The 15,838-nt window shown below is 60.6% G+C and carries 16 protein-coding genes; 7 read left to right on the forward strand and 9 right to left on the reverse strand.

Going from position 1 to position 15,838, the window contains the following annotated elements; all coding sequences use genetic code 11:
* From CSV86_RS13295 to CSV86_RS13305, 3 genes are all read right to left on the reverse strand, one after another.
* A complete protein-coding gene (locus CSV86_RS13295) occupies nucleotides 1–1,038 on the reverse strand; it encodes an NADP(H)-dependent aldo-keto reductase (protein ID WP_009401641.1) in 1,038 nt (345 codons plus the stop codon).
* 75 nt (nucleotides 1,039–1,113) lie between these two features.
* On the reverse strand, nucleotides 1,114–2,070 hold the full coding sequence (locus tag CSV86_RS13300; protein WP_009401642.1) for an aliphatic sulfonate ABC transporter substrate-binding protein: 957 nt from the start codon (nucleotides 2,068–2,070) through the stop codon (nucleotides 1,114–1,116).
* An 18-nt stretch (nucleotides 2,071–2,088) separates the two neighbouring features.
* A complete protein-coding gene (locus CSV86_RS13305) occupies nucleotides 2,089–3,066 on the reverse strand; it encodes an ABC transporter substrate-binding protein (RefSeq protein WP_009401643.1) in 978 nt (325 codons plus the stop codon).
* A gap of 244 nt (nucleotides 3,067–3,310) precedes the next feature.
* Here CSV86_RS13305 and CSV86_RS13310 point away from each other — a divergent pair, with 244 nt between their 5' ends.
* The 4 genes from CSV86_RS13310 to CSV86_RS13325 all read left to right on the forward strand — a co-directional run bounded on the left by CSV86_RS13310 (nucleotide 3,311) and on the right by CSV86_RS13325 (nucleotide 8,560).
* Nucleotides 3,311–4,495 carry an acyl-CoA dehydrogenase family protein gene (locus tag CSV86_RS13310; RefSeq protein WP_009401644.1) on the forward strand — a complete coding sequence of 395 codons (1,185 nt, stop codon included), beginning with the start codon at nucleotides 3,311–3,313 and terminating at the stop codon, nucleotides 4,493–4,495.
* Entirely contained in the window at nucleotides 4,492–5,436 is a 945-nt protein-coding gene (locus tag CSV86_RS13315) for a D-isomer specific 2-hydroxyacid dehydrogenase family protein (protein ID WP_009401645.1), read from the forward strand. Before CSV86_RS13310 ends, CSV86_RS13315 begins: the two co-directional genes overlap by 4 nt.
* 22 nt (nucleotides 5,437–5,458) lie before the next feature.
* On the forward strand, nucleotides 5,459–6,259 hold the full coding sequence (locus CSV86_RS13320; protein ID WP_009401646.1) for a class II aldolase/adducin family protein: 801 nt from the start codon (nucleotides 5,459–5,461) through the stop codon (nucleotides 6,257–6,259).
* Between the two features lie 165 nt (nucleotides 6,260–6,424).
* Nucleotides 6,425–8,560 (forward strand): TonB-dependent receptor, encoded by a 2,136-nt coding sequence (locus tag CSV86_RS13325; protein WP_009401647.1) that lies wholly within the window; start codon nucleotides 6,425–6,427, stop codon nucleotides 8,558–8,560.
* On the opposite strand, the gene CSV86_RS13330 is transcribed toward CSV86_RS13325, so the two are convergent.
* Nucleotides 8,561–8,749, reverse strand: coding sequence for a DUF2790 domain-containing protein (locus CSV86_RS13330; protein ID WP_009401648.1), 189 nt, complete (start codon nucleotides 8,747–8,749; stop codon nucleotides 8,561–8,563). It abuts the gene before it with no gap.
* A gap of 181 nt (nucleotides 8,750–8,930) precedes the next feature.
* Here CSV86_RS13330 and ctpM point away from each other — a divergent pair, with 181 nt between their 5' ends.
* Nucleotides 8,931–10,610: a methyl-accepting chemotaxis protein CtpM gene (gene ctpM, locus CSV86_RS33900; protein WP_009401649.1), complete on the forward strand. Its 1,680-nt coding sequence runs from the start codon at nucleotides 8,931–8,933 to the stop codon at nucleotides 10,608–10,610.
* A gap of 15 nt (nucleotides 10,611–10,625) precedes the next feature.
* Here ctpM and CSV86_RS13340 read toward each other — a convergent pair whose 3' ends face one another.
* Entirely contained in the window at nucleotides 10,626–10,805 is a 180-nt protein-coding gene (locus tag CSV86_RS13340; protein WP_009401650.1) for a DUF6021 family protein, read from the reverse strand.
* Nucleotides 10,806–11,050: 245 nt separating this feature from the next.
* Nucleotides 11,051–11,365, reverse strand: a complete 315-nt coding sequence (locus CSV86_RS13345; RefSeq protein ID WP_000349485.1) for an ArsR/SmtB family transcription factor — start codon at nucleotides 11,363–11,365, stop codon at nucleotides 11,051–11,053.
* Nucleotides 11,366–11,506: 141 nt separating this feature from the next.
* On the opposite strand from CSV86_RS13345, the gene CSV86_RS13350 reads away from it, so the two are divergent.
* A complete protein-coding gene (locus CSV86_RS13350; protein ID WP_040363373.1) occupies nucleotides 11,507–12,511 on the forward strand; it encodes a permease in 1,005 nt (334 codons plus the stop codon).
* Nucleotides 12,512–12,523: 12 nt separating this feature from the next.
* Nucleotides 12,524–13,801 carry an ISL3 family transposase gene (locus CSV86_RS13355; protein ID WP_000610830.1) on the forward strand — a complete coding sequence of 426 codons (1,278 nt, stop codon included), beginning with the start codon at nucleotides 12,524–12,526 and terminating at the stop codon, nucleotides 13,799–13,801.
* A 358-nt stretch (nucleotides 13,802–14,159) separates the two neighbouring features.
* Here the strand turns inward: CSV86_RS13355 and CSV86_RS31395 are convergent, their stop codons facing one another.
* From CSV86_RS31395 to CSV86_RS31950, 3 genes are all read right to left on the reverse strand, one after another.
* Entirely contained in the window at nucleotides 14,160–14,351 is a 192-nt protein-coding gene (locus CSV86_RS31395; RefSeq protein ID WP_205346243.1) for a hypothetical protein, read from the reverse strand.
* A gap of 165 nt (nucleotides 14,352–14,516) precedes the next feature.
* Entirely contained in the window at nucleotides 14,517–14,834 is a 318-nt protein-coding gene (locus CSV86_RS13365; protein ID WP_311985819.1) for a barstar family protein, read from the reverse strand.
* Nucleotides 14,835–15,562: 728 nt separating this feature from the next.
* Nucleotides 15,563–15,832 (reverse strand): SMI1/KNR4 family protein, encoded by a 270-nt coding sequence (locus CSV86_RS31950; RefSeq protein WP_009394206.1) that lies wholly within the window; start codon nucleotides 15,830–15,832, stop codon nucleotides 15,563–15,565.
* Nucleotides 15,833–15,838: the final 6 nt, after the last annotated feature.

A 15,838-nucleotide genomic window follows, 5' to 3' on the forward strand; every position in this document is an offset into this window, starting at 1 on the left:
TCAAGGCGCCGGATTCGGCTGCTGCACATGGATCGCCTCGATCCCCTTCAACAGCTCCTCGGTCAGCTTCACCTCGACGCTGGCCAGGTTGCTGTGCAACTGCTCCAGGGTGGTGGCGCCGATGATGTTGCTGGTCACGAACGGCCGGCTGGTGACATAGGCCAGCGCCAATTGCGCCGGATCCACGCCATGGGCCCGGGCCAGCGCCACGTAACCCTGGGTGGCCTTTTCCACCTGCGGGTTGTTGTAGCGCTGGAAACGATCGAACAGGGTCAGGCGCCCCTTCGATGGTTGCGCGCCGTTCAGGTACTTGCCCGAGAGCACGCCGAAGGCCAGCGGCGAGTACGCCAGCAGCCCCACCTTCTCGCGAATCGATATTTCCGCCAAGCCAACCTCGTAGCTGCGGTTCAGCAGGCTGTAGGGGTTCTGGATCGATACCGCGCGCGGCCAGCCACGGGTCTCTGCCAGGTGCAGGAAGCGATGTACGCCCCACGGGGTTTCATTGGACAGGCCGATATGGCGGATCTTGCCGGCCTTGACCAGGTCGTCCAGCACTTCGAGGGTCTCCTCGATGGCGGTGGGCTCGTCGGTGGCATCGTGCACATAACCCAGTTGGCCGAAGAAGTTGGCCTGCCGATCCGGCCAGTGCAACTGGTAGAGGTCGAGGTAGTCGGTGTTCAGGCGCTTGAGGCTGTCTTCCAGGGCCGCGGTGATATTGGCCCGGTTCAGGCGGGCATCGCCGTTGCGGATATGCTCGATACGATGCGGGCCGGCCACCTTGCTCGCCAGGACCCAGTTCTCCCGGCCGCCGAAGCGGGCGAAGTAGTTGCCGATGATGCGCTCGGTTTCGCCATAGGTCTTCGCGATAGGCGGCACCGGGTACATTTCGGCGGTATCGATGAAGTTGACCCCGGCCTCGCGGGCCACCTGGATCTGCTCGAAGGCCTCGGCCTCACTGTTCTGCTCACCCCAGGTCATGGTGCCGAGGGCGATGGCGCTGACCTGGATGCCACTGTTGCCGAGTTGACGCTTTTCCATGAAGCACTCCTTTTTAGAAACGGCGAAGCCGCTGGCGCCCCGAACGGCTCCAGCGGCCTGTATCCGGTTACGACTTCAACGCGCGACGGGCTTGAACAGCTCCACGGCGCTGGCGTCGATCTTGCGCGGCAGCAGGCCCTGGGCGAAGAACACATCGGCGATCTGCTGCTGTTCGGCGAGGTTGTCGGCCTGCACCGGTTGCACATCATAACTGCGTCGACCGTTGGCTTGCTCGACCGTCGCCACATCGAGGTTGCCCCAAAGCGGTCCGAGAACCTTGGCCGCGTCGGTCGGATGAGCCTTGATCCACTTGCCGGCGCCGCTCAAGGCGGTGAACAGGGTGTTCAGCACCTGCGGGTGGGTCTTGGCGTAATCGCTGGACGCCAGGTAATAGCGCTGGTAGTTCGACAGCCCCTGGCCATCGCTCAACACCCGCGCATGCTGCTGGCGCTGGGCGCTGGCGACGAACGGGTCCCAGGTCACCCAGGCATCCACCTTGCGGTTCTCGAAGGCCGCGCGGCCATCGGCCGGAATCAGGTAGGCCGGCTGGATGTCGTTGAAGTTCAATCCGGCCTTGGCCAGGGCCTGGATCAGTAGGTAGTGGCTGCCGGCCGCCTTGGTCACGGCGATCTTCTTGCCCTTGAGGTCGGCGAGGCTTTTCAGCGGTGAATCCGCCGGTACCAGGATGGCCTGGGCCAGGGGCGACGGGGTTTCGCGGGCGAAGTAAACCAGCTTGGCGCCCGCCGCCTGGGCGAACACCGGCACGGTGTCGGCCACGTCCGCCGAAACATCGACGTTGCCCAGGTTCAGCGCCTCCAGCAGCGGCAGGCCGCTGGCGAACTCGTGCCAGGTAACGTCGATACCCTGGGCCTTGAGGTCTTTCTCCAGGGTGCCCTGTGCCTTGAGCAGGGTCAGCAGGGTCGAGGATTTCTGGTAACCGATGCGCAGGGTTTCGGCGCTGGCCGTGCCAGCGAGGCTGGCGCCCAGTACCACGGCAGCGGCCAGTTGGTAGATGCGTTTGAACGGGATCATGGGTGCAGGCTCCGGAATTCAGGGCTTCTGGTTCAGTTGCTGGGTCAGTTGTACGGTGGCCGGCAATACGAAGCCGCTGGCGAAGGTCGGGGCTACGTCGAGGCGGCCGGCGATCAGGCCGTGGGCCTGGTAGAAATCGGCAGTCTCCTGTTGCTCGGCGACGGTTTGCGCATCCACTGCCTGCCAGTGCAGTTTGCGCCGCTCGAATTGCAGGCGTGCGGCGTCCACCGGGAAGCCGATGATCTGCGCCAGGGTCTTCGAGTAGCTGTCGAGGTTGTGGTAAGCCCAGTCCTGGGCCTTGGCCAGGCGCGTGAGGTAATCCTGCAGGGCCTCGCGCCGGGCCGGATCGGCCAGGGCCTTGTCGGTGGCGGCGAGGAAACCGTTGCCGCTGGACAGGCCGCGGCCATTGACCAGCACCCGGCCCTGCCCGCTCAGTTCGGACAACGCGGTGTAGGGCTCCCAGGTGGCCCAGGCATCCACCGAGCCATTGGCCAGGGCGACCTTGGCATCCACCGGGCCGAGGAAGCGGAATTCCACGTCCTTCTCGCTGAGGCCGGCGCTGACCAGGGCTTTCAGGGCAATGTGATGGCCGATGGAGCCGCGCCCCGTGGCGATGCGCTTGCCCTTGAGGTCCGCCGCGCTTTTCAGTGGCGAATCGGGCCGCACCAGCACTGCGGTGCCATAGGCGTCCGACTTGTTCACCGCGATGGCCTTGACCTGCGCTCCGGAAGCCAGGGCGAACAGCAGCGGCGCATCACCGATGATGCCGGCATCGATGGCCCCGGCATTCAACGCTTCGGCCAGGGGCGCGGCGGCAGGGAATTCGGCCCAGCGGATATCGTAGGGCAGGTCCTTGAGACCGTCGGCGGCTTCCAGCTGGGCGCGCATATTGCCTTTCTGGTCGCCGATGCGCAGTTCGAGACGGTCGGCGGCAAGGGCCGGGCCGGACAGCAGCAAGGCCGCTCCGAGGGCCAGGATTCGGGTGAAGGGGATCATCGCGACGCTCCTTGAGGCTGGATCTCAGCCTGTTGTCAGGTTCCGGGTTCCATCCGCTGTGCGACGCGGAATGTAGGCCGACTGTAGCGAGTCGCGAATAATCAGTGAAATGCATTTTGGTCATAACCTAATATGCGAACAATTTTTCAATCCCGTGATTAGCTTAGAACCAGAAAGAATTTTACAGAGGCACTCTCCACGCATACGGTCATAAGCCCTGCCGTCTTATGCAAATGAGTGCCTGATGAGCCAGTCTTCCGCCAATACCGTTCCGCTGCACCGGCCGACGCCGCCTGACGATGCCCTGGACCCGGTCCTTGCCATCATTACCCGCGAACTGGCTGCCAGCGCCGCCGGTTTCGACCGCAGCGGCGAATTTCCCGCCGCCAACTTCGCGCTGCTGCAGCGCCATGGCCTGCTCGGCCTGACCGTGCCGAAAAGCCTGGGCGGTGGAGGTGCCGACCTGCCGACGGCGCGCAAAGTGGTTGCGGCGGTGGCCAAGGGCGAGCCGTCCACCGCGCTGATCCTGGTGATGCAGTACCTCCAGCACTTCCGCCTGCAGGACGACCAGCGCTGGCCGGCGCACCTGCGCGAGCGCCTGGCCCGCGAGGCCGTGGAGAAAGGTGCGCTGATCAATGCCTTCCGCGTCGAACCCGAACTGGGCACCCCGGCCCGCGGCGGCCTGCCGGCAACCGTGGCACGACGTACCGCCGAAGGTTGGCGACTGTCCGGCACCAAGCTCTACTCCACCGGCAGCCATGGCCTGGAGTGGTACCTGGTGTGGGGCCGCAGCGACGATGCCGACCCGCTGGTGGGCGGCTTCCTGGTGCACAAGGACAGCCCGGGCATCCGCATCGTCGATGAATGGGATCACCTCGGCATGCGCGCCACCTGCAGCCACCGGGTGGAGTTCGACGACGTGCTGCTGCCGCTGGACCACGCCGTCGCGGTCAGCCCGGCCAGCGCGCCACGCCCGGAGCTGGACGGCGAGAGCCTGGTATGGATGTCGGTGCTGCTGTCGAGCATCTATGACGCGGTGGCCCAGGCGGCCCGCGACTGGCTGGTGACCTTCCTGCGCGAGCGCACCCCGTCCAACCTCGGCCAGCCGCTGGCCAGCCTGCCGCGCTTCCAGGAGCGGGTCGGGCGCATCGATACCCTGCTCTTCGCCAACCGCAACCTGCTCGATTCCGCCGCTGCCGGCCTGGTCCCGGCGCAGAACGCCGGCCAGCTCAAGCAACTGGTGACGCAGAACGCCATCCAGGCGGTGGAACTGGCCATCGAGGCCACCGGCAACCCCGGCCTGTCGCGCCATAACCCGCTGGAACGGCATTACCGCGACGTGCTGTGCAGTCGCGTCCACACCCCGCAGGACGACGTGGTGTTCCATGGCACCGGTCGTGCAGCCCTCGATGCAGGAGTCGCCCAATGAGCACCGTGAGCGTGATCGCCAGCCAGCTGGATGAGCAGGCCAATGAATTCATCCGTCAGCAATTGCCCGGCCACCGGGTTCTGGACCTGAGTCCGGAGCAGTTCCATGCCGAGCGTGCCGACGTGGTGATCCTGCGCCCGGTCAACGTCCGTGGCCGCCGGGTCGATGAAGCGCCGCGCGGTTGGCCCTGGTCGCTGCGCTGGGTGCAATTGGTGTCGTCGGGGATCGACTTCTACCCCGACTGGCTGTTCCAGGGCCCGCCGGTGACCAGCGGCAAGGGCAGCAACGCCGAACAGGTGGCCGAGTTCGCCCTGGCGGCGATCTTCTCCGCTGCCAAGCAGCTGCCTGACATCTGGGTCAAGGACGACGACTGGCACTTCACCTCGTTGCAGCCGGTTCGCGGCAAGACCCTGGGCATTCTCGGCCTGGGCAGCATTGGCAAGAGCCTTGCGGCCAAGGCCACGGCGCTGGGCCTGCGGGTAATCGCCCTGGGTCGTCCGGGCCAGCCACTCGAAGCCGTTGTACCGGTGGAAGCGGTAGCGGACATCCATCAACTATTCGCCGAGTCCGATCACCTGGTGCTCGCCGCGCCGCTGACCGCCCAGACCCGCGGCATCATCGGCCGCGAGGTGCTGGCCAGTGCCAAGCCGGGCCTGCACCTGATCAATATCGCCCGTGGCGGCCTGCTCGACCAGCAGGCGCTGCTCGAAGCGCTGGACGCCGGACGCATCGGTCGGGCCACCCTGGACGTCACCGAACCCGAGCCGCTGCCGGCGGGTCACCCGTTGTACAGCGACCCGCGGGTGTTCATCTCGCCGCACACCTGCGCCCTTTCCACCGACGGGGTGCGCGGCTTCGCCGTGGACTTCGTCGAGAACTTCCGCCGCTATCACCAGGGCCAACCGCTGCGCAACCTGGTGGATCACCAGCGCGGCTACTGATCGTCTTCTTGGGAGTACTGCAATGACTGCCGTTTCCGCTCTAACCGTCAAATCCGATCTCGACAGCGTGCGCCAGCGGGTCAGCGCCGAGGAATGGGAGGTCCGGGTCAAGCTCGCTGCCGCCTATCGCCTGGCCGCGCTGTTTCGCTGGACCGACCACATCTACACGCACTTCTCGGCCCGGGTGCCGGGGCCGGAGGAGCATTTCCTGATCAATGCCTTCGGCTTGCTGTTCGATGAAATCACCGCCTCCAACCTGGTCAAGGTGGATGTCAACGGCACCCTCATCGACGACCCGCTGGGCCTGGGCATCAACCAGGCCGGCTATGTGATCCACAGCGCCATCCACCGCGCCCGCCCGGACCTCAAGGCGGTGCTGCACACCCATACCCGCGACGGAGCGGCGGTGTCGGCGCAGCGCGACGGGCTGCTGCCTCTGTCCCAGCACGCCCTGGCGTACTACAGCCGGGTGGCGTACCACACCTATGAAGGCGTGGCCCTGGACCTGGACGAGCAGGAGCGGCTGGTGGCCCACCTGGGCGAGAGCAATATCCTGATCCTGCGCAACCATGGGCTGCTGACCGGTGGCATCAGCGTCGAACATGCGTTCCGCGAACTGCACGGGCTGGAGCGCGCCTGCAATATCCAGATCGCGGCCCAGGCCGGCGGCAACGCCGACCTGCTGTTCGCCCCGGAGGCGGCGATCGAGAAGGTCAAGCAGCAGACGGCGGCGTTCATCGATGGCAACGGCCCCGGAATCCAGCGGCATTGGGATGCGTTGATCCGGCAGTTGGATCGCGAAGGAGATGATTACAAACACTAAGGGCCTCATCGCTGGCAAGCCAGCTCCCACAGGGTCAGCACAGTCCGGAAGACATGTGCAGTACCTGTGGGAGCTGGCTTGCCAGCGATTGGCCCTCAGCCTCACCAAACAACCCACTGACCGACCCCACTCAGGGAGGAAAACCCCAAAAAGCAGGATGCCAACATGCCCAAACCCGCCTTGCGCCACGCTCTCCCCCCGTTGTTGCTGTCCCTCCCCCTGACCACCTTCGCCGCAACCGAGGAACGCCTCCCCAGCGTCACCGTGACCGCCGAGCACCGCCAGGAAAACCTGCAGAAAACCCCGCTGGCCATCAGCGCCTTCGATGAAACCACCCTGCGCGACCAGCAGATCAACAACATCCGCGACCTGTCCGGCCGGGTGCCCAACCTGACCCTGACCCGCCAGTCGATCTCCTACAGCGCCCAGACCTACGGTATCCGCGGCATCGGCGAGACCGACCCGATCCAGGAAGCCGCCGTGGCCGTCTACGCCGACGACCTGTACATCCCCAGGGCGATTTCCTCGATGCTCGACTTCAACGATGTCGAGCGCGTCGAGGTCCTGCGCGGGCCGCAGGGCACCCTGTACGGACGCAACAGCGCCGCCGGGGCGATCCGCGTGATCACCCGCGATCCGGACCAGAAGACCCGCGCCTTCGTCGAACTCGGCGCCGGCAACTACGAGGCGCGCAACGGCCGCCTGCTGGTCAGCGGCCCGCTGGTCGACGACACCCTGTTCGCCAGCTTCTCGGCCCTGCGCCTGAGCCGTGACGGTACGGTGTACAACCGTACCCGGCACAAGGACGTGAACAACGTCGATATCCAGTCCTACCGCGGCAAGCTGCGCCTGGCCCCGGTGGACTCGGCCTGGGATACCCAACTGACCCTGGCCGGCACCTTCGACCGCGGCGACACCACCAGCTACACGCCCTTCGACCCGAGCAACGGCCACTTCGACAAGTTCAAGACCTACAGCAGCCTCGACCCGAAGAACCGCCTCGACCAGGGCAGCGCCGTACTGCGTTCGATCTACCGGTTCGACGATCAGTTGAGCTTCAAGTCGGTCACCGCCTGGTCGGCCTTCGACCAGCCGGTGGACTACGACAACTCCGGCGAGGCCAACGTCGGCAACGCCTCGCCGACGCAGAACAACCTGATCCACTACAAGCAGCGCTATGCCACCCAGGAATTCCAGCTCAACGGCGAGTACGAGCGCTTCAACTTCACCCTGGGCGCCTACCTGTACAAGGAGCGTTTCCGCGCCGAACGCGACAGCCTGACCTACTCGGTGGCCGCCGACCGGGTCAACGCCAGCGGCCAGTACAGCACCACCGATACCGAAAGCTACGCCCTCTATGGCCAGGGCACCTACAAGCTCACCGACCGCCTGTCCCTGACCGCCGGCCTGCGCTACACCGCCGAGCACAAGAACTTCGATTACCAGAACTACGCGATAACCAGGCAGCGCCAGATCACAGGCCTCAACTTCAGCGCCGAAACCAGCGAAAGCTGGGCGTCCTTCAGCCCCAAGCTGGGCCTGGAATATGCCTGGAGCGACGCACTGACCCAGTACGGCTACGTCGCCAAGGGCTTCAAGGCCGGCGGCTTCGACAACCGCGCCCCGACCCGCCTGGCGGCGTTGCAGGGCTTCGATCCGGAGAATGTGATCACCTATGAAACCGGGCTCAAGGGCGATTACCTGGGTGGCCGCCTGCGCAGCAACGTCGCGGTGTTCTACAACGACTACAAGGACCTGCAGACCAACGCCTGGGACCCGGCGATCAGCGCCAACCTGCGCACCAACGTCGGCAGTGCCCACAGCTACGGGGTGGAACTGGAAAACACCGCCCTGCTCAGCCGCGACCTGACCCTCAAGGCCAACCTCGGCTACCTCGAGGCGCAGTACGACGACTTCAAGAACGCGGCGGGGCCCGGCGTGGATGCCGATGGCAACAGGATGGTCTTCGCGCCACGCTGGAACCTGGCGCTGGGGCTGAACTGGACGGTACCGGTGGACCTGCCGGGAGCGTTGGTGGCCGGCACCGACTGGCAGTTCCAGAGCAAGTCGTACGCCAATGCGGTGAATGGCGATATCTACGAAGTGCCGCAGCAGAGCTTCTGGAACGCTACCACCAGCTATGGCAGTGGTGATGGTCATTGGACCACCACCCTGGCGGTGAAGAACCTGCTCAATCGCGCCTATCCGCAGAGCATTGCCTATTCGGCGGCGAGCAGCACGGCGTATTACGCGGTGAACGATCCGCGGACCATCACCTTGAGCGTGCGTTACGACCTGTAGTCAGGAATCACGCTTGTCGGTAGCCGACCGCTCGGCTTTCTTGTCGGCTACCGCCTGCTGCGGCGCCTCCTGGCGCGACTGCTGGAACTGCGCATGCCATTCGGCGACCCGGTCGCTGCCGCCTTCGGCGTGAACCAGGCCCGGCAGGAGGAAAAGGATGGAAAGGGTTGCTGCTTTGAACATCGACATGGAATGGAACCTTTGCCTGGGTAATGGAAAACCGTTGCCCGGGCATTGTGCGAAGGCGTGATTAACCCGCAATTAAGCACTGCATCGCCTGCGTGGCGGATGATTGCGCTTCAGGTTTTCCGGGCCGGGCCGATGAATGCTTTACCTCCCCTCGCCTTGTGTCGTCACTGAGGACCCGAAGATGCAGCTCACTCTAAAAACAAAACTGCTGTTGCTCGCCGTGCTCCCCGTCCTGGTATTCGCCCTGGTCATCAGCGGCGCCGCCGACCGGATCCTGCGCAACCTTGCCGAAAGCGAAATCAGCCAGACCCGCGAACGCCTGTTGAACGAAAGCCGGCAGAGCCTGGAACACTACATGCAGATCGCCGTCGGCTCCGTGCAAGCCCTGTACGACGCTGCCCCCAACGGCGACCAGGCCAGCCGCGCACAGGCCATCGCCCTGCTGTCGAAGATCAAGTACGGCAAGGACGGCTATTTCTTCGCCCATGATTCCGCCGTGGTCCGCCTGTTCCGCGGCGACAGCCCGGTTGACGTGGGCAAGAACCTCAGCGAGCGCAAGGACGTCAACGGCGTGTTCATCAACCGCGAGCTGGTGCGCGTGGCCAAGGACGGCAGCCACTACGTCAGCTACAGCTCACCGCTGCCCGGCAACGAAAGCGTGCAGGTACCCAAGCTGGCCTACAGCTTCTACTTGCCGAAATGGGACATGGCCCTGGGCACGGCGGTGAACCTGGACAACATCGAACTGCGCATTGCCGAACTGCGCACCGAGATCGACCGCCGCATCGACTCGATCCTCACCAGCATCCTCGCCATCGCTGCGGTGCTGCTGGTGATCCTCGGCATTGCCGGGCTGATGCTCAGCAACACCCTGCTCAAGCCGCTCAAGGCGATGAAGGACAACCTCGACGATATCGCCGCCGGCGACGGCGACCTGACCCACCGCCTGCGCGCCGGCAATGACGAGCTGGGCCAGCTTGCCGGCTCGTTCAACCGTTTCGTCGAGAAGATCCAGGGGCTGGTGCGCCAGGTAGTGGACGTCAGCGGCGAACTGTCGAGCCTGGTCGAGGCCGTGGAAAGCCAGAGCCGGCGCTCGGAGCAGGCCATGGAAGCGCAACGCCACGAAACCACCCAGGTGGCCACGGCGATCAACCAGATGTCCGCCGCCGCCCAGGAAGTCGCCCACAGCGCGCAGAACGCCGCCCAGGCCGCCCAGGAAACCGACAGCCAGGGTCAGCAGGCCCGGCAGGTCGTGGACGGCAGTATCAAGCGCATTCACGCCCTGGTGGAGAACATTCGTGGCAGCGGCACGTCACTGGACAGCCTGCAGCAGGACGTACAGTCCATCGTCGGCGTGCTCGGGGTGATCCGCTCGATCGCCGAGCAGACCAACCTGCTCGCCCTCAACGCCGCCATCGAAGCGGCGCGCGCCGGTGAGGCCGGGCGTGGCTTCGCCGTGGTCGCCGACGAGGTGCGCGGCCTGGCCAGCCGAACCCAGCAGAGCACCCAGGAAATCCAGGTGATGATCGACCGCCTCACCGCCGGCACTCATTCGGCGGTGGAGTCGATGCGCCACTCCTGCGAGACCGGCGACAGCACCCGCGACCAGGCCAGCGAGGCCGGCGTGTCGCTGGATGCCATGGCCGGGCTGATCGGCACCATCAGTTCGATGAACGCGCAGATCGCCAGCGCCGCCGAGGAACAGACCGCCGTGGCCGAGGAAATCAACCGCAGCGTGCACCAGATCGCCCAGGCCGTGGACAGTGTCGCCGAGCAGACCCGCCAGGGCGCGCAGACGGCGCAAAGCCTGTCGGCGCTGGAAGGGCATCTGCGGGCCCTGGTGAAGCAGTTCCGTATATAAGGAACGGGCGGCGGATCAGTCGTGGTCCCCGCCGCTTTTCCCCGGCCCGCCCTTGGGCGCCTTGGCCGGGCCGGTCGGATCCACCTGTGGATCATCGAGGTCCGGCGAATCCGGATCGAAGCCAAGCTCATCGCTGCCGCTGGCGTGTTCCGAAGAATGCGGCCCTTGCTTGTCCTGCGGTTTGTCGTTGCCCATGGCCTTGCTCCTATAGAAGGTGTCTGACCTTGGGCCACGCCGGAGCTGGCACCGTTCAATCGGATTTAAGGGTATCCGGAATTTCTGGTTGATAAAATGCCAAAGATGTAAAGAAGAAAATCTTTCTCAGCGGATTATCTGATTGATCCTCTTCAGCCTACTCTACTGCCAATTTTCTGTTTCCACCTTCGCCTGAGTCTTCATAGCGATGCTGACTAGGGAGGACAGCGAGAGCTGGGCAAGCGTCAAAGCGGTTCTGGTTCATGCGCAATCCGGACACCTGCACAACATTCCTCTTGTAAGAAACCGATCAAATTCTCTAGGTGCCCATACTCGGGTATACAGACAATCGTGCGGCTATGTTTCTCCTGCCGGATCAGCCCTACCTTGGCCATGCGCGCAAGGTGATGTGATAGCGTCGAAGCAGGAATACCCAGCCCCTTCTGGATATCTCCGACCGAAGCCCCATCATGGCCAGCTTTGACCAGAAAGCGGAACACGGACAGTCGGTGACTATTCCCTAGCTCAGCTAAGCTGGCTGCAACCTTTTCGTGATCCATAGCACGCCCCAATAATTCGATGTTTCTAGAATTATAGTTGACAGGTCGGATAAACGCAAGTAGGCTGCGTACATCATTTCGACAATACTAGAAATATAGGAGTAATATTGAATGTCATCTCAACTCCAAGACGCTCTAGGCATGTTCGCCTTTCTCGCTATCGAGCTATCGGTTTTATTCATTGGCATTAGCTTGCTGGTCGGAGTTCTTCAACGTCACATCCCACCATCCAAGGTGGAAGCGTTACTGACTTCCAGTGGGAAGCGAGGCTATTTTCTTGCTGCTGGTTTAGGAGCTATAACGCCCTTCTGTAGTTGCTCGACTATCCCCATGTTGAAAGGGTTGATTCGGGCACGGGCCGGTTTTGGGCCGATGATGGTGTTTCTTTTCTCATCTCCGTTGCTGAATCCTATCGTCGTCGGCCTGCTGGTTGCCACGTTTGGATGGACACTTACTGCTATCTATGTGCTCGCCGCTTTGGTGGTCGCGGTAGGTGCCGGATGGCTGCTTCACACGCTTGGCTTCGAGCGTTATGTGCGCCGGACGGCGACACAAGAGAGCAGTGGATGTAGTTCATCAGCAAGCCCGTGCAGTGCTACATCGACCGCATCGAGTTGCGGCACCAACAGCTGCGACACCACTCCGAAGACGGCTTCTTGCGGGGCTGATAGGAAGACAACAGTCTCTACGTCTAGCGAATGCTGTGACAGTCAACCCACTGTCACGGTTAAGAAAGAAGGGAAGTACAGTGGTGTGTGGCGGGAAGCTTGGTCGGACTTTATCGATGTGTTGCCTTACCTGCTCATCGGTATTGCGATTGGCAGCGTGATCTATGGTTTCATGCCCACTGACTTATTGGAGCAGTATGCAGGCCCAGATAATCCCTTTGCCATTCCAGTTGCCGCTGTCATCGGCGTGCCGTTGTATATTCGCGCTGAAGCCGTCATACCTCTGGCAGCGGCTCTGATGGCCAAAGGCGTGGGTGCCGGGACGGTGCTAGCGTTGATCATCGGCAGTGCCGGAGCCAGCCTGACTGAGCTCATTCTGTTGCGCTCTTTGTTCACGCTGAAGCTTTTAGCGGCGTTTTTAGCAGTCATTTTTGCTATGGCGATGATTGCCGGTTACGCCACCTACCTGTTTTTCTGATCAAGGCGGGAGATGATTAATTCGTTAAGCCTTCCTGGGTACCAGTTGGTGGATTCTGATGAGCAGAATGAAGACATACATTTTCGGCTTGAAGCACCTACACCAGTAGCCTGCGAGGGGTGCGGCGTGCAGGGTGAGTTCGTGCGGTTCGGCAAGCGTGACGTTCCCTATCGTGATCTGCCCATCCACGGCAAGCGGGTCACTCTCTGGGTGGTCCGCCGCCGATACACCTGCCGGGCCTGCAAGACAACATTCAGGCCCCAGCTACCGGAGATGGTGGACGGATTCCGTATGACACTGCGGCTGCATGAGTACGTGGAGAAGGAATCCTTCAACCACCCCTACACCTTTGTGGCGGCACAGACCGGCCTGGACGAGAAGACGGTGCGCGACATCTTCAACGCCCGCGCCGAGTTCCTGGGGCGCTGGCACCGCTTCGAGACGCCCCGCATCCTGGGCATTGACGAGCTATACCTGAACAAGCGCTACCGCTGCATTCTGACCAACATTGAGGAGCGAACCCTGCTCGACCTGCTGGCCACCCGCCGCCAGGACGTGGTGACCAACTACCTGATGAAGCTGAAAGACCGGCAGAAGGTCGAGATCGTCAGCATGGACATGTGGAACCCCTACCGGGCAGCGGTCAAGGCTGTGCTGCCCCAGGCCCGTATCGTGGTCGATAAGTTCCATGTGGTGCGCATGGCCAACGATGCCCTAGAGAGAGTGCGCAAGGGCCTCAGAAAGGAGCTGAAACCGTCCCAGAGCCGGACTCTCAAGGGAGACCGGAAAATCCTGCTGAAACGCGCTCACGAAGTCTCAGACCGGGAGCGCCTCATCATGGAGACCTGGACAGGCGCGTTCCCGCAACTGCTGGCCGCCTACGAGCACAAGGAGCGCTTCTACGGCATCTGGGACGCCACCACACGGCTCCAGGCAGAAGCCGCCCTGGACGAGTGGATAGCCACCATCCCGAAGGGCCAAAAGGAAGTCTGGAGCGATCTGGTCAGGGCAGTGGGAAACTGGCGCGAAGAGACCATGACCTACTTCGAGACGGACATGCCCGTCACCAACGCTTACACGGAGTCCATCAACCGACTGGCCAAGGACAAGAACCGTGAAGGGCGCGGTTACTCCTTCGAGGTGATGCGGGCACGAATGCTCTACACCACGAAGCACAAGAAGAAGGCACCGACTGCGAAGGTCTCTCCTTTCTACAAGAAAACCATCGGTTACGGACTGCCGGACTTCGCAGAGGAACTCAACTACGGAGTCGATCTATCAACCATCTGATAATGGTATCAGGTTGGTGGGGTAAAGGTGCCCCATCAACCATTAAATCCGTATACCCATTTATTTTCTACCTGATGCCATTCGTCTAGCAGGAAAAATAAATCTGTCCCCTTTTCGCTTCTTTTCGCTTGTCCCCTTTTCGCTGTATTACCGCTGCCGGGCGTTGCTTGCAGATAAAAAACACCAGCGCGAGGCCGGTGCTTAATGAATAGAACATCAATCTATTTACCATATGTAAATTCAACTCCAAACTTCATTTCGTCAACACTTAAATTAATCTCACAACCAGTCCAGGCACCTGCTCCGGCAGTCAAGTTATTCGTAGAATAGTATTCACGCAGCTGAACCAATAACTCTGTCAAATCCCCACTGCTCGACCATCTGGATCAAACCAATTCAAATCGCCCACTCCATCAACATAGTCAAATTCATACGTTCCTCCATCCCCCTCAGGAAAGAGCTCAACTCTAACTATTAGTTTGTGAGCACCGGACGGCCCCGCATCAACTAATAGCTGTCCTATTTTCTGATATATCTCTTGATCACTCATCAGATACCACCCGGGGAATTTTTGAAATCAATAATCACTGGACACCCACCATCAATGGAAAGACCGAGAGATTGAACCCAGTCGCTGAAAACAGCAGAGCATGGTGACTTTTTACCTTACCTTGAGGTCGGCTAATGGGTGTCCTTTTTCGTAATCTTTGGTCTTTTAATTAACTTTTAAAATCCTCTCCACCATATATCTATCAGCAGAGCGGAAGAAAACCTCCAACTCATGTGCTTGATCCTCCTCCCAATCAAGAACAGAATCTCGCAACACCTCCAGATAAATCTTCAAGTCTTCTTCCGGCAAATTTGGCAAAGCTTCATGCACAAGAGCTACTTTGCGACATGGGACCCATGCAAGATCCCTCAAACAGTCATACAAGGCATCCCAGTTAAAACCAAAAAAACCAGGAAACCAAAGGACATAATACAACGATCTCAATAATTCTTCTGAGAGAGATATCTTCGGATCAATACGCACATAGAAGACCTCCGCAGTATCATACGAAGGAAGGCTATCAAAAAAATTAAATGGTAACATCCTCATAACCCTCAATACTTAATCGAAATAAAGGTCTTATAGTGATCTGCAGAAAAGGGACAAGGGGACAGATTTATTTTTACCTGATGCCATTCGTCTAGCAGGAAAAATAAATCTGTCCCTTTTTCCCGATCCCCTTTTCCCGCTACCTGATGCCCCTCGTCTAGCCGAAAAAATATATCTGTCCCCTTTTCGCTTCAACATATTCACGGATGCCATTCAACTCGTATTCATCTGAGACGTGTGGCCCCTTGGCTATGCGTCCCAGCACACTTTCGTAGGAGGGCCATTTTGGGTTCACGCCCGAGCGCCCGCACTGAATTACTTCTTGGCCCATGGTTTCACCTTAAACTTTGCTACACCTGTTTTTACCGAGGGCAGGAACATCGACTTTAATGCGAGTAGTGAAGGAAACGAGCTTTGCAGCAAGCAGATAAAACAACACCGACCCAGGGCCGGCGTTAGACAATGAGATAATTCAAACATGAGCTAAAATCCGTTTATATAAAACTCATAAAAATCTGAAGCGTAATCTACGTTCTCGCCAGACGGAAGCCGAAGGCTTACCGGGCATTCACCATCTACAAACTTTGAATAATCAAAGAAAAACACCTCGCCCATGTCAGTTTCACTAATTACGAGCTTTTTATTATCTACCAAATTATTTTTTACACCCACGATATGTTGATAGACAATATCCCCCCATTGACGCTTTCAAAGTCCACACCATAAATACTGTAAACTTCCTCAGCACCAATCTCCCCACCCGCATACGTGTTCAAAAACCACTTGTACGACCTTGGAAGCTCAAACCCTAACTTCTGCTCCGCCTTCTTAATCCAGTCGTCGCCCACCTGATCAGCCTCACTACCGAAGCACACGACGTCAGGATTTAATGACACTAATTCTCTAATTCTTTGCACTATAACTTGGCTCATACTTAA

Source organism: Pseudomonas bharatica CSV86 (assembly GCF_000319305.2).
GTDB lineage: Bacteria > Pseudomonadota > Gammaproteobacteria > Pseudomonadales > Pseudomonadaceae > Aquipseudomonas > Aquipseudomonas bharatica.